The organism is Microbacterium sp. ARD31 (assembly GCF_031844425.1).
The window spans coordinates 177,801-191,839 of the sequence record NZ_JAUZVE010000008.1 but is presented as its reverse complement, the minus strand read 5'-3'; the positions used below and the strand labels follow the sequence as shown (position 1 = coordinate 191,839).

General features: G+C 71.7%; 12 protein-coding genes. 2 read left to right on the top strand and 10 right to left on the bottom strand.

Annotated elements, in window-relative coordinates:
• Positions 1-6: 6 nt before the first annotated feature.
• The 10 genes from Q9S36_RS21235 to Q9S36_RS21190 form a co-directional block, all read right to left on the bottom strand.
• On the bottom strand, positions 7-636 hold the full coding sequence (locus Q9S36_RS21235) for a hypothetical protein (protein ID WP_311286840.1): 630 nt from the start codon (positions 634-636) through the stop codon (positions 7-9).
• Complete coding sequence (locus Q9S36_RS21230) at positions 633-1,097, bottom strand: hypothetical protein (protein ID WP_311286874.1); 465 nt, start codon at positions 1,095-1,097, stop codon at positions 633-635. Before Q9S36_RS21230 ends, Q9S36_RS21235 begins: the two co-directional genes overlap by 4 nt.
• 5 nt (positions 1,098-1,102) lie before the next feature.
• Positions 1,103-2,722, bottom strand: a complete 1,620-nt coding sequence (locus Q9S36_RS21225) for a hypothetical protein (RefSeq protein WP_311286839.1) — start codon at positions 2,720-2,722, stop codon at positions 1,103-1,105.
• Positions 2,719-3,012 carry a hypothetical protein gene (locus Q9S36_RS21220; RefSeq protein ID WP_311286838.1) on the bottom strand — a complete coding sequence of 98 codons (294 nt, stop codon included), beginning with the start codon at positions 3,010-3,012 and terminating at the stop codon, positions 2,719-2,721. The genes Q9S36_RS21225 and Q9S36_RS21220 overlap by 4 nt, the downstream gene beginning before the upstream one ends.
• Before the next feature lie 118 nt (positions 3,013-3,130).
• Entirely contained in the window at positions 3,131-3,712 is a 582-nt protein-coding gene (locus tag Q9S36_RS21215; protein ID WP_311286837.1) for a DNA-3-methyladenine glycosylase I, read from the bottom strand.
• Between the two features lie 26 nt (positions 3,713-3,738).
• Complete coding sequence (locus tag Q9S36_RS21210) at positions 3,739-4,386, bottom strand: TetR/AcrR family transcriptional regulator (RefSeq protein ID WP_311286836.1); 648 nt, start codon at positions 4,384-4,386, stop codon at positions 3,739-3,741.
• Positions 4,387-4,616: 230 nt separating this feature from the next.
• Complete coding sequence (locus tag Q9S36_RS21205; protein ID WP_311286834.1) at positions 4,617-6,722, bottom strand: acyl-CoA dehydrogenase; 2,106 nt, start codon at positions 6,720-6,722, stop codon at positions 4,617-4,619.
• A 147-nt stretch (positions 6,723-6,869) separates the two neighbouring features.
• Positions 6,870-8,864, bottom strand: coding sequence for a DNA helicase RecQ (recQ, locus tag Q9S36_RS21200; RefSeq protein WP_311286833.1), 1,995 nt, complete (start codon positions 8,862-8,864; stop codon positions 6,870-6,872).
• 288 nt (positions 8,865-9,152) lie between these two features.
• Positions 9,153-11,678, bottom strand: a complete 2,526-nt coding sequence (locus Q9S36_RS21195) for a DUF3516 domain-containing protein (protein ID WP_311286832.1) — start codon at positions 11,676-11,678, stop codon at positions 9,153-9,155.
• A gap of 53 nt (positions 11,679-11,731) precedes the next feature.
• Positions 11,732-12,583 carry an SGNH/GDSL hydrolase family protein gene (locus Q9S36_RS21190; RefSeq protein WP_311286831.1) on the bottom strand — a complete coding sequence of 284 codons (852 nt, stop codon included), beginning with the start codon at positions 12,581-12,583 and terminating at the stop codon, positions 11,732-11,734.
• Between the two features lie 148 nt (positions 12,584-12,731).
• On the opposite strand from Q9S36_RS21190, the gene Q9S36_RS21185 reads away from it, so the two are divergent.
• On the top strand, positions 12,732-13,052 hold the full coding sequence (locus Q9S36_RS21185; protein WP_311286830.1) for a GNAT family N-acetyltransferase: 321 nt from the start codon (positions 12,732-12,734) through the stop codon (positions 13,050-13,052).
• Entirely contained in the window at positions 13,049-14,038 is a 990-nt protein-coding gene (locus Q9S36_RS21180) for a pirin family protein (protein WP_311286829.1), read from the top strand. Before Q9S36_RS21185 ends, Q9S36_RS21180 begins: the two co-directional genes overlap by 4 nt.
• The last annotated feature ends 1 nt before the right edge of the window (position 14,039 follow it).

The following is a 14,039-nucleotide window of genomic DNA, read 5'->3' as shown; positions in this document are numbered from 1 at the left end:
GCCAGGCTATTGCGGGCCGAACGCGGCCGCGAGTGCGATCTGGTCGAACAGCGCCGTCATCGCGCGGCGGAGCTCGCCGAGGGGCGTCGCGCAGCTCGCCAGGACGACCTGCTTGGAGCCGGGGACGGCGTACCAGTACTGCACCTCGAGGCGGGTGGCCGTCGCGATCCGGTCGTCCTCGGCGACCTCCTCTTCGTACAGGCGCTCGATGCGAAGCATCCGCGCTCGGGGCCCGTCCAGCCGCGTGGCGGTCTCGACGCCGGGGTAGCCCAGCTGGACGAAGCTGCGGCGCAGCACCTCCAGCACGGCGTCGGCGTCGGTGCCCACCGCGGGGCTCATGCGCATGCCCGACGGGGCATGGATCGTCAGCGACGCCGGAGTGGCCACCCCGGGAGACAGCTCGAGGCACAGGAAGACGGCGTGCGCGCCGGCATCCCGCGCGGCATCGACCGCGTGCTGGAGATGGGCGCGCAGGCGCCGTCGTGCGAGCGCGGCGTCGTCGGCGACGCCCACCAGTTCGGCGACGGCGAGTTCGACCTGCGCGGTCGCGGCCGGCTCGTCACGCGGGTCCACCGTCAGCCAGCGCCCCGGCAGCTGAAAGCTCAGCCGGGGCGGGGCGGGTGCCTCGATCGTCACGCGCCCTCCGCGATCGCACGGACCTCGTCGGGCTGAAGGGTGAGCGAGTACGGTCCGGTGTCGGGCACTCCGAGGGCATCGAACACCGTGGGCAGCACGGTGACCTCGTCCGCGGATGCCGCGAAGCGGTCGGGGTAGTCGGATCGCTCGCCGTCGATGAGCCGGATGGTCACCTCGTGCCGCGATGCGACCGGATCCTCGGCGAGCACGGGGGCGGCGCCGCGGACGGCGGTGACGAGGCCCTCGTCGGACGGGTCGTCGACGAACAGCAGCACCTGCACCTGGGTGTTCCACGGCGCTCCCGAATGCGTCGTGTACACCATCGCGCCGTTGACGCCCGCGGCTTCGGACAGCCCGGCCTCGAGGCCGGCGACGTCCGGATCGGCCGCGCACCCGCCGAGGGCGAGCGCCCCGATCGCCAGCGTCGCGGCCAGGACGGTGCGCACCGGCATCCGCTTCATGTCGTTCACGATCCTCGCGTGTAGTCGGCGACGTAGACGTCCTCGTAGCCGTCGGCACCCTCGGCGGCGAAGAAGATCTCGTCACCGCGCCGGGGCTCGGGCAGGTAGCGCTCGGCCTCTGCACCATACATTCCGGCGTGGTGCACCGGCCACGTCAGCGGCCGGTAGGTCCGCCAATCCCCGTCGACGCGGACGCGGTCGATCGGGTCGAGGCCGAGGAACTCCAGGGTGTGCACCGGATCGAGCCCGTTGTTGATCTGCGTGACGCGCACGCCGTCGGGCATGTCGCTGTAGTGCTTGTCGATCGCCGACCCCGCTGTGAAGACCGACTGCACGCGACCCTCGACGCGGGGGTTCGTCGCCAGCTCACCGGCCATCATGCCGCCGAGGGACCAGCCGGTGAACATGATGGGGGCATCGCTCTCGAAGACGCCGGCTTGCGTCATGGCGTCCCAGACGGCCTCCTCGTACTGGGTGGGGACGCCGGGGAAGAGCGAGAGCATCGCGTCGGTGCGCGCATCGTTGAGGGCGCCGTCGGTGTTCGTCAGGCTCCAGTTCTGAGTGCTCGGCAGCTGCACCCGCCACGAGACGATGTTCCCCTGCGCGTCGCGGACGGCGACGACACGGATCTCGGTCGCGTCCTCACCGCCGGCGGCGTCCTGGCGTGCGAGCTGGGCCATGAGGTCCTGGTAGTCGCGGGCTTCGCGCGCGTCGTTGCGGGCGTCCTCGTCGGCGTCTCCGGTCGGGGCCGTGGACTCGTTGCGCTCGGCCACGCGCCGCGGGTTGCGGAGCACCTCGGCGATGGCCAGCGCCAGCAGCGATGCCGCGAGCAGGCCGGCGAGGACCAGCATCCCGATGGGGCCGAGCAGCAGGAAGGCGATCCCGATGAGGAGGGCCGCGGCGACGACCATCAGCGCGACGACGAGGGCGGACACGAGCGCGCTGAGGAGCTCCTTCAGCGCGTCGACCACCACCGACAGCACTTCTGAGGCCCACTCCCCCACCATCGACAGGAAGTCGCCGACGCCGTCCCAGAACTGGTCCCAGTTGTCGCGCCACGAGTCGGCGCCGTCCTCGATCGCCGTCTCGATCGCGTCGATGGCGCGGTCGGCGGCGTCCCAGATCTCACGACGCGCCTCGGTCAGCCGGCGCCGGGCTTCGGCGACTTGCCCGTTCGAGAAGCCCACCCCGTCGGTGGTCGTCCACAGATCGGCGTAGAGCCCGTCGGTGGAGGATCCGTCGGCCTCGGCGCGCGTGATGTCGGTCCGGAGGTCGTCGAGCTCGCCCTCGAGCCGGGTCGCCCGCGCCTGGTGGTACTCGGCGTCCGCGACCGCGGCGCGGGCGTCCTGCTGGATGGGCTCGAGGTCGACCGCGAACGTCGTCAGCGCCGAGGCGGTGCCGGCGTAGCGGCCGTGGGCGCGCCGCAGCCCGGACGAGGCTTCGGCGGCGGCATCGGCGATCTCGTCGGTGGCGGCACTGCGCTGGGCGTCGACGAGGTCGCGCAGGGCGTCGGCGGCCTGCGTGATGGCAGCCGCGGTGGCGGCGAGCGCCCGCGCGCGAGGCTCGAGCTCTCCCGGGCGACCGGCGAAGACGTCCTCGAACTCGAGGGCGAGACCCGACGTCATCGCGCGTCCGCCGTCTCGACGGCGTCGGCCATGGTGCGGTCGAGGTCGGTGAAGGTCTCGTCGAGGGCCTCGAGCCAGTCGCGGACGACCACGAGCTGCTCCTCGAGCTTGCCGCGGTTGTGGTCCCAGTTGTCGGCGAAGTCCCGGACCCGGCGTGCGAGACGGGGCTCGCCGGTGAGCTCGGCCAGATCGTCGCCGACGCGATCCGCGTCCTGGAAGGTCGCGAGAGCGTGGGCGACACGCGCTTTCGCCGCGCGGAGGGCCGTCATGTCCAGTGCGATGTCGTCCATCGGTCCTCCGCGTCGATCGGTGCCTGCGACGGGTCGGTCGGTGCCGGCCGGCCCGTGCACGGCGAGCCTAGGGGCCCGCGAGCGCGGTGACGATGGGGAGAATGCACCATGCCGCGCGTCAGGCCGCGCGCCAGCATCCTTCGACGTGGTCGTCCACCATGCCGCTGGACTGCATGAGCGCGTACATCGTGGTCGAGCCGACGAACCGGAAGCCGCGCGTCCGGAGGGCGCGGCTGAGGGCGTCGGAATCCGGCGTCGTGGCCGGCACGTCCCCGAGCGTCCGCGGACGCGGACGGTGGTCGGGCGCGAACGACCACAGCAGCGCATCCAGCTCGCCGGGAGCCATCTCGAGCACGAGCCGGGCGTTCGAGATGGTGGCGAGGATCTTGGCGCGATTGCGGATGATGCCGGCGTCGGCCATCAGGCGCTCGACATCCGCCTCGGCGAAGCGCGCCACCGCGGCAGGGTCGAAGCCGGCGAACACCTCGCGGAAGCGCGGTCGCTTGCGCAGGATGGTGATCCACGACAGCCCCGCCTGGAAGCCCTCGAGGCTCATCTTCTCGAAGAGCGGCCGGTCGCCGTGCAGAGGCCGGCCCCACTCCTCGTCGTGATAGCGGCGGTACTCCTCGGCGGCCGGATGCCCGCCGTCGCCGATCCACGCGCAGCGCGCCCGCCCGTCCTCGCCCACCCGCACGTCCATGTGGCCAGTATCCCGCGGCGGCCGCGTCAGGCCGGGCGGGCGCGGAGGTAGCGGTGGATCTCCTCGGTGCCGAGACTGTGACCCGGCAGGGGCGTCGGGCCGCCTCCGGCACGGAGTCCGTCGATCATGATCCCCAGCTGCCGCCCGACCACCTGCGCACGGGCGCCCTCGGGGAGGGTGCCGAATTCGCCGAGGCTCCAGGCGGCGATGGAGATGTCGTTGGCGTAGACGTCCGTCCGCAGCGCGCCCTCCTCCTTCGCGCGGCGCACCACATCCTGGAACGAGGCGTCCCACTGGACGCCGTGCTGCAGGGTGGGGTCGAGCTCGAGCTTGCGCCGCATCACGCGCAGGATCGCAGGGCGCGCAACGGCGAGCTGGCCGATGCCGACGACGAGGGCGACGACGCCGTCCCAGCCGGAGGCGCTCGCCTCCATCTCGTCGATGACCCGCTGCTGGGCCTGCAGGTGCTCGTCGTAGAGCGCCGAGATCACGTCGGCGACCGAGGGGAAGCGTCGGTACATGGTCGCGCTGCTCACCCCTGCCGCGCGCGCCAGCTGCGCCATGGTGGGCGCGTCGTCGTGGCGGGTGAAGTGCCGCTCGGCCGCAGCGAGGATGAGGTCGCGGCTGCGCTGCACCTCGATGCGCTCGGCGCGCGTCCGTCCGTCGTCGGTCATCATCCTGAGCCTAGGTGCGGGGTCCCCCCGGCCGGAGGGTTTCGACGCGGAGCCCTGTTCCGTCTCCGGTCACTCCCCAGTACCGGCGGCGCCCCATACGCCGTGGCACGGCCCCCCAAGCGAGACTGCTTCTCCCGATGGTCGGGCCCCGCGTCGGTTTTCCCCCGCCGTCGAAAGTAGCCGAGATGCTATCCGGACACAAGTCCCCACTTACGATCCGGGCGCGCCGACTACTTCTTCTTGAGCGTCTTCTCCGAGGGCGGCAGCTGACCGGCCGCCGCGAGCGCCGCGTAGTACTCGCGCGCCTCGGTCTGTCGGGCGATCTCGGCCCCCGACGCGATCGGCGCCCGCACGTGCTCGGGCGCGAATCCGTACGCGTCGACGAGATCCTGCGCGTGCGGGCGGAGCCGCGCGCACAGGCGGTCGATGTACCGGGTCACCGAGGCCGCGCGCTGGGCCGACAGCCGACCGTTGATCATGTACCACGCGAGGTGCTTCTCGACCAGGTGCAGGCCGAACAGGTCGCGGAGCCACGTCAGAACCTGGCGTGTGCCGTCGTCGGCGATCGCCTTCACGCCGTCCGAGAACGCCTCCCACTGCAGCAGCTCGCCATGCGCCCGCGCCGCCTCGATGAGCTCGACCTGATGGGCGTTGAAGAGCGCGGCCGCTTCGGCCGGATCGAGCTTGGATGCCGGGCGCAGCGCCGTAGCGACGTCGGCGACCATCTGCTCGACCCGCCCGGCGAGCAGCTCGTGCTGCTGCTCGGCGCGCAGTCCCAGCTCGACCGACCGCGCGGTGGAGCCGAAGTCGGCCACCGCCTGACCGAGCTGGCGAAGACCGGCGCCGTGGAAGACCTTGCCCGCGGTGTGCTCGACGGCGTAGCGGGCCAGCTTGGCGGCATCCGCTCCCTTGAACTGCGTCGCGTAGTCGCTCAGCAGTCGCTTGCCGACCAGCTGGAGGAGGACGTTGTTGTCACCCTCGAAGGTGGCGTAGACGTCGAGGTCCTGGTGCAGCCCGACCATGCGGTTCTCGGCGAGGAAGCCCTGGCCGCCGCACGCCTCGCGGCACTCCTGGATGGTGTCGAGGGCGTTCCATGTCGACAGCGGCTTGAGCGCTGCGGCGAGGGTCTCGAGGTCTTCTCGCTCCTCGGAGGTGTCGGTGCGGCCCGAGAAGACGCCGTCGAACTTGCGCAGCAGCTCGTCGTGCGAGAAGAACTGCGCGTAGTTCTGCGCCAACAGCGGCAGCAGGCGCCGCTGGTGCTTGCCGTAGTCCAGCAGCACGACCTCGTCGGATCCCGCCCCGGAGTCGAACTGGCGTCGCTGGTTGGCGTAGGTCAGGGCGATGTGCAGCGCGAGCGCAGTGCCGGTCGTGGCCGCGCCGTCGAGCGACACACGGCCCTGCACGAGCGCGCCGAGCATCGTGAAGAAGCGGCGGCCGGGGCTGGGGATCTCGCTCGAGTACGTGCCGTCGGGGGCCACATCGCCGTACCGGTTGAGGAGGTTCTCGCGGGGCACGCGGACGTGGTCGAAGTGAAGGCGGCCGTTGTCGATGCCGTTCAGGCCACCCTTGGGCCCGTCGTCCTCGCCGCCGATGCCGGGCAGGAAGGCGCCGTCGTCGTCGCGCAGCGGCACGAAGAAGCAGTGCACGCCGTAGTTGACGCCGCCGGTGATCAGCTGCGCGAAGACCGTCGCCGCTTTGCCGTGCAGGGCGGCGTTGCCGAGGTAGTCCTTCCACGCGCCGCGGAACGGCGTGTGGATGACGAACTCCTCGGTGGCGGGGTCGTACGTCGCCGTGGTGGCGATCGCCGCGACGTCCGACCCGTGCCCGGTCTCGGTCATGGCGAACGCGCCCGGCAGCTCCATGTTCGTCACGGCGGTCAGCCAGCGATCGTGGTGCTTCTTGGTGCCGAGCTGGTGGATCGCCGACCCGAACAGGCCCCACTGCACACCGGACTTGATCTGCAGGCTGGGGTCGGCGAGGACGAGCTCCTGGAAGCCGGCGAGGTTGGCGCCGTTGTCGTCGAGCCCGCCGTACTCCTTCGGCAGCGCGCGACCCGAGGCGCCGTTCTCGACCAGCAGATGAAGCTGGGTGAGCACGCGCTCGCGGTGCTCGGGCATCGGCATGCCCTCGACCCGCCAGAACGCGGGATCCTTGATCATCTCTCGCGCCTCGCGGCGGGTCGCGGCCCACGTCCCCAGCAGCAGGTCGGTGACGGCGTCGACGTCGATGCGCGGCTCGGCCGCCTCGTCGGCGGTGTGGGCGGCAGTCGGGGCTCCCCCGGCGGGGGTGCGCTTGCTCAGGGACGGCTTGCGGGAACGGACGGCGGCGTCGGTCATGTGCCTCACCTTTCGGCAGTGAACTCGTGAAAAGTCCCTTTGACGGTAGGACTCCCACAACTCATGCTCAAACCGAGTGGAGGATAGCGACAATGGTGGGCGGCGGCGACGCTCGGCCGGATTGTGCGGTCCCCACAGTGGCCCCTGTCAGGCCGCGGCGACCACTTCCAGCACGGACTCTCCGTAGGCCTCGCGCTTCTTGGCGCCGATGCCCGTGATGCCGTCGAGGTCGGCGAGGGTCGCCGGGCGGTGCTCGGCGAGTGCGCGCAGGGTCGCGTCGCCGAACACGATGTAGGCCGGCACCCCGAGCTCGCGCGCCACCCCGGCGCGCCACTCGCGCAGCGCCTCGAAGAGCCCGCGGTCGCCTTCGGCGAGCGAATCGGATGCCGCCACGCGCCGCACCCGCGGAGCGCTGCCCGTGCGTCCGAGGACGTCGCGGCGCAGGGGCACCGGCGTCTCACCCCGAAGCACACCGGCGGCGGGGTCGCCGAGGGCGAGCGTGCCGTACTCGCCGCGCGCGACGAGGATGCCGCGGGCGAGAAGCTGGCGGATGACGCTCCGCCAGTCCTGATCGCTCAGGTCGGCGCCGAGGCCGTAGGTCGAGAGGGTGTCATGGCCCTGCTGGCGGACGCGCTCGGTCGACGCGCCACGCAGGATGTCGATCAGGTGACCCGCGCCGAAGGACTGGTTGCGCTCGCGCTGGAGCCGGACGATCGTCGACAGCAGCTTCTGCGCGGCGATCAGCCCGTCCCAGGTCTCGGGCGCTTCGAGGCACGTGTCGCAGTTGCCGCACGGCTCGGACGGCTGGCCGAAATAGCCCAGCAGGTTCTGGCGGCGGCATCCGACCGTCTCGCACAGCGCGAGCATCGCGTCGAGGTGCTGGCCGAGACGCAGCTTGTACGAGCGGTCGCCGGGCGACTGGTCGATCATGCGTCGCTGCTGCACGACGTCGCCGAGGCCGTAGGCCATCCAGGCCACGGCGGGGTCGCCGTCGCGGCCGGCTCGCCCGGTCTCCTGGTAATAGCCCTCGACCGACTTCGGCAGGTCGATGTGCGCGACGAAGCGCACGTCGGGCTTGTCGATCCCCATGCCGAACGCGATGGTCGCGACCATCACGACGCCGTCCTCGCGCAGGAACCGCGACTGGTTCTTCGCCCGCACCGATGCGTCGAGTCCTGCGTGATACGGGAGTGCGTCGATGCCCTGGCCGCGCAGGTGCTCGGCCGTCTGCTCGACCGACTTGCGACTGAGGGCGTACACGATCCCGGCCGAGCCTTCGGGCTGCGCGCGGATGAACGCCGTCAGCTGGCGGCGCGGGTCGACCTTGGCCTCGATCCGGTATTGGATGTTCGGGCGGTCGAAGCTGGCGACGAAGTGCCGCGCCTCGGGCATCCGCAGCCGGTCGGTGATCTCACGGTGGGTGGGCGGGGTCGCCGTCGCGGTGAGCGCGAGCCGCGGCACGCCCGGGAAGCGCTCGGCGAGGTCGCCGAGCCCGAGGTAGTCCGGCCGGAAGTCGTGACCCCACTGCGACACGCAGTGCGCCTCGTCGATGGCGATGACGCTCAGGCGCCCCTGCGAGAGCAGCCGCATCGCCGACTCGGTGTTCAGTCGCTCGGGGGCGACGTAGAGCAGATCGAGTTCGCCGGCGACATAGGCGCGCTCGACGGCCTGCCGCTCGGCCGGGGCCTGCGTGGAGTTCAGGTACGCGGCGCGCACGCCGTTGGCCACGAGCGCGTCGACCTGGTCGTGCATGAGGGCGATCAGCGGACTGACGACCAGTCCCGTGCCCTCCCGCACCAGCGCGGGCACCTGGTAGCAGACGCTCTTGCCACCGCCGGTCGGCATGAGCACGACGGCGTCGCCACCCCCGGCGACGTGCGCGACGATGTCGGCCTGATCGCCCCGGAACGCGTCGTAGCCGTACACCTCGTGCAGCACCGCGCGGGGGTCGGCGCCGACCAGGTGCCGCCGGGCGGGCAGTTGGGACGCCACGGGCACCGCGATCCCGGGATCCTCGGGGGGCGGCATCCACCCGTCGGACTCGGGCGGGGGCGCCCAGCCGTCGTCGTAGGCGTCGGGCGGGGGCGCGTCGTCCACAGCCCACGCGAGGTCGGCGTACGGGTCTGCGGGGGGCGTGCTCATCGGCTCAAGGGTAACCCGCCCCGCCGACACCGCTCGGGGCCGTCCACAGCCCGGGCCGCCGCGCGCGGGCTCTTCACCGCGCCGACCGGCGGGCTCCTCGCCGCGCCGACTCAGGTCCGCTGCCCTGCTCGTCGCGCGGGCTCCTCCCCCGCCGGCCGCGAGCGGAGGAGATGTCGCCGAGCGGAGGTCGGGAGAGCCGGATCCGGCCGCATCTCGGCGACATGTCCTCCCCTCGGCGCGGCGCAAGGAGGGACGCCGCGCGCGGACGACGGCGGAGTGCCTCCGCGGTCAGAGCCGGATGACCTCGGTGACGCGGACGACGGCGGTGCCGTCCTCTTCGGATGCCGCGAGGTCGACGACGCCGCGGATGCGCCAGTCGTGGTCGCCGTCCGGGTCGTCGAGGATCTGCTCCACGCGCCACAGGCCCGTGGACGCGGCATCCGTCTCGTCGATCTCGACCAGGCGCGGCGACCGCGCCGGGCCCCCGGTGAGGATCTCGTCGTGGTCTTCGAAGTAGGCGTCGAGCGCCGCGGGCCAGTCGACATCGGGGTCGAGGGCCTCGAGGTCCTCGTCGCGCTGCAGCGCGGCCAGCTGCACGCGCCGGAACAGCTCGTTGCGCACGAGCACCACGAACGCGCGCCGGTTGGTGAGCACCGACGGCGGTGCGGGCGGGACGACCGGGGCGTCGGGGTCGGTGACGGGGTTCACCAGCGACGCCCACTCGTCGACGAGGCTGGAGTCCACCTGCCGCACGAGCTCGCCGAGCCACTCGATGAGGTCGACGAGCTCGGGGGTCTGCGCATCGGTCGGCACGGTCTGGCGGATCGCCCGGTACGCGTCGCTCAGGTAGCGCAGCACGAGACCCTCGCTGCGGGCCAGCTGGTAGTGGTTGATCAGCTCGGCGAACGAGAACGCCCGCTCGAACATGTCGCGCACCACCGACTTCGGCGACAGCTCGAAGTCGCGCACCCACGGCTGGCTCGAGGCGAACACCTCGTACGACTGCATCAGCAGGTCTTCGAGGGGTTTCGGGTGGGTGATGCCCTCGAGCAGCTCCATGCGCTCGTCGTACTCGATGCCCTCGCGCTTCATGGCCGCGACGGCCTCGCCCCGCGCGAGGAACTGCTGCTGCGACAGCACCGGCCGCGGATCGTCGAGGGTGGCCTCGATGACGCTCACCACATCGAGCGCGTAGTGACCCGTGCCGGTCCCGAGCTCGGACGAAGGGCCGGTCTCGCCGTCGTCGGGCGACAGCAGCTCGATCGCGGCGAGCGCGAACGGCGACAGCGGCTGGTTGAGGGCGAAGTTCGGCTGCAGGTCGACGGTCAGGCGCACGTCGCCGCCGTCGCGGGTCACGACGCCGGCCGTCACCAGCGTGCGGTAGATCGCCAGGGCGCGCCGCGCGAGCTCGTACTGGCGGGGGCGCGGCTCGTGGTTGTCGAAGACGAGCGAGCGCACGTTCGAGAACACGTCGCCGCCGCGGGCGATGACGTTGATGAGCATCGCCGCCGTCAGCTGCAGCTGGGGCACGAGCGGCTCGGGCTCAGCGGCGACGAGCCGCTCGAAGCTGGCCTCGCCCCAGTTGACGAAGCCCTGCGGCGCCTTCTTGCGCACGACCTTCTTGAGCTTCTTCGGGTCGTCTCCGGCCTTGGCGACGGCGGCGGAGTTCTCGATCTCGTGATCGGGCGCCATCACGACCACGGTGCCGGCGGTGTCGTAGCCGGCACGGCCCGCCCGACCGGCGATCTGATGGAACTCCCGCGCGCTGAGCTGTCGCATCCGCTGCCCGTCGTATTTCGCCAGGGCGGTGATGAGCACCGTTCGGATGGGCACGTTGATCCCGACGCCGAGCGTGTCGGTGCCGCAGATGACGCGCAGCAGTCCGCGCTGGGCGAGCGTCTCGACGAGGCGGCGGTACCGCGGCAGCATCCCGGCGTGATGCACGCCGATGCCGGCGCGCACGTACCGCGACAGGGTTCTGCCGAAGGCGGTGGTGAAGCGGAAGCCCCCGATCGCCTCGGCGATCTCGTCGCGCTGCTCGCGAGAGACGATGCGGATGCTGGAAAGCGCCTGAGCCCGCTCCATCGCCGCAGCCTGCGAGAAGTGGACGATGTAGACGGGGGCCTGTCTGGTGTCGAGCAGCTCGCCGACCGTCTCGTGCACGGCCGTGCGCGCATACGAGAAGTGCAGCGGCACGGGGCGGTCGACGCCCGTGATCCGGGCGGTGGCGCGGCCGGTGCGCCGCGAGAGGTCGTCGGCGATCGCGGTGACGTCGCCGAGGGTGGCCGACATGAGGATGAACTGGGCGCGCGGCAGCAACAGGAGCGGCACCTGCCACGCCCATCCGCGGTCCGGGTCGCCGTAGTAGTGGAACTCGTCCATGACGACCTGATCCACGTGAGCATCCGCACCCTGGCGGAGCGCGAGGTTGGCGAGGATCTCGGCCGTGCAGCAGACGATCGGAGCGTCGGGGTTGACCGACGAGTCGCCCGTGACCATGCCGACGTTCTCGGCGCCGAAGATGTCGACCAGAGCGAAGAACTTCTCGCTCACCAGCGCCTTGATCGGCGCGGTGTAATAGGTGCGGCCGCCGCGGGCGAGGCTCGCCGCGTGCGCGGCGACGGCCACGAGCGACTTGCCCGTGCCCGTCGGCGTCGAGAGGATCACGTTCGCGCCCGAGACGATCTCGATGATCGCCTCGTCCTGCGCCGGATAGAGCGTCAGCCCTCGCTCGGCAGCCCATTCGACGAACCCGAGGTAGGCGGTGTCGTCATCGGCCCCGCGCGGGACGTGGACGATCAGCGGCGAGGGCACCCCTCCACTCTGTCACCGATCCGGTGCGCCGGCGGTCGCCGCATCCCGTTGCTCTACCAGGGGAGCGCTGCCGCGATCACCCCCGCGTAGGCCTGCTGGCCGGCGGCGTTGGGGTGGAAGCTGCGATCGAACGTCGCCTGCCCCGACACGAGTCCGCTGATCCACCGGTCGCCGGTGTCGCACAGTCCGTGCCCGTCGAAGGCCGCGGTCACGTCGACGTAGCCCACGCCGGGGTCGGAGGTCAGGAACTGGTAGAGGTCGACGCCGCCCTCGATGGCCGCGTTGACATTCGTCACACCGGTGTTGGCGAGCATCGCCTGCTGCGCACTGACCTTGACAGGCGTGCGCTGGAAGGCTCCGACGCTGCAGGTCCCGGTGACGTCGCCGAACAGCAGCGGGTATCCGGTGACGGAGATGTAGGCGTTCGGGGCGTACGTGCGGATGGCTCCGACGAGCTGTGCGATGCGCTGCGGCAGATCAGCAAGGGCGAGAGCCGCCTCTCCGTACTCCGTCTGGCATGACACCGGTGTGCCCAGGCTGCTGCAGGCGGCGAGCACGGCCTGCCAGTCGGCGTTGTTGATACCGGCCGTGAGGGTGACCAGCTGCGTCGCCGGACCCAGGTCGCCGAGCTGCCCGTAGAGGACGTGGTCGGTCGTCGCCCCGGCGCACGCGCTCGACGCGGCGCCGCCGAACCCCGCTCCGAGGATCTCGGGGTAGGCCCGCGCCGAGCGCAGGCACTCCAGATCGAGGTACGGCAGGTTCCCGGTGCCGGCGGCCTCGGAGTCGCCGAGGGCGACGTAGGTCTCCCCGAGATGTCCCTCGGCCGTCGCCGCGGGCGCCCCGCCCAAGAGCGCTGCCAGCGCCAGGGCCGCAGCCGTGGCGAGTGTGATGATGCGTCGCTTCATGATTCTCCTTCGAACCATCGCGCGCGGCCCCCAGAGCCACGATCTGTGCTGAGAATAGACCCGCTGCGAGCCCCGCACCAGGGCCTCGGCGGCGGTGGCGGAATGCGGACCGCCCCCGTACGTTGAAGTCCACGACGAAGGGATGCCGATGCCACACTCCGCCGATCAGATCACCGTCACCCGAGACGAGACTCAGCGCCGTTACGAGATCCACGTCGGCGACGTCCTCGCCGGCTTCACCTCGTTCCGCACCGACTCCCGAGGGCGTGTGCTGTTCCCTCACACCGAGGTGGATCCCGCCTTCAAGGGGCGCGGCCTCGCGACCGAACTCGTCGCACAGGCGATGGCCGAGGCGGCCCAGCGCGGCGACACCGTGGTGCCGCACTGCCCGTTCGTGTCGCGCTATCTGCGTGAGAACCCGGTCGACGGACTCGACGTCGACTGGCCCGACCAGCCCCACCCGGAATGACCCGGCTCGACGCGGACGACGCGGTAGCCACGGAGTCCTCGGCCGAGTGCGACGGCCCCCGCGTCGTCCAGCTCGAGGCGCGCGAGGTGCCCCTGGGCGGCGTCCGAGCGATGTCGGTGCGCCGCGCCCTCCCCCAGCGCGACCTCCCGCTCGTCGGGGCGTGGTGCTTCCTCGACCGGTTCGGCCCTCAGGTGACGCGCATGCGCGTGGAGCCGCACCCGCACATCGGTTTGCAGACGGTCACCTGGCCGTTCGAGGGCGAGGTGCGCCACCGCGACACGGTCGGAAGCGACGTCCTCGTGCGACGAGGCGTGCTGAACCTCATGACCAGCGGCGCCGGCATCGCCCACTCCGAGTACTCGGTGGGCGAGGGCGCCGTGCCGCTGGACGCGCTGCAGCTGTGGGTGGCGCTGCCCGAGGGCCGCCGTCACGGCGGACCCGAGTTCGAACGGCACGAAGATCTGCCGGTGGTCGCGCTCGGCGCGCTCGAGGGAGCGGACGGGCACGCCACCGTCGTCGTCGGCGATTTCGCCGGCGTCGCGTCACCGGCCACGATGCACACGCCCATCGTCGGGGCCGAGATCCACCTCGAACCCGGCGCCCGCGTGCGGGTTCCACTCACCGCCGCCTGGGAGTACGCGGTCCTGCCGATCTCCGGCGACGCCCGGCTGGTCGACGCCGCCACGGGGGGCGACGTCGAACTGGACGTCACGCATCTGCTGTATCTGGGCACCAGACGCGACGAGGTCGTGCTGGCGAGCTCCGCCGGTGCGACGCTGTTCCTCCTCGGCGGCGAGCCCTTCGACGAGGAGATCGTCATGTGGTGGAACTTCGTCGCGCGCAGCCACGAAGAGATCGTCACCGCGCGCGAGGCGTGGGAGGCGGCATCCGATCGCTTCGGGCAGGTCGTCGATCACGGCGACGAGCGGATCCCGGCACCGCCGCTGCCGAACGTGCGGCTGACGCGGCGTCGCCGCAGGCTCTGAG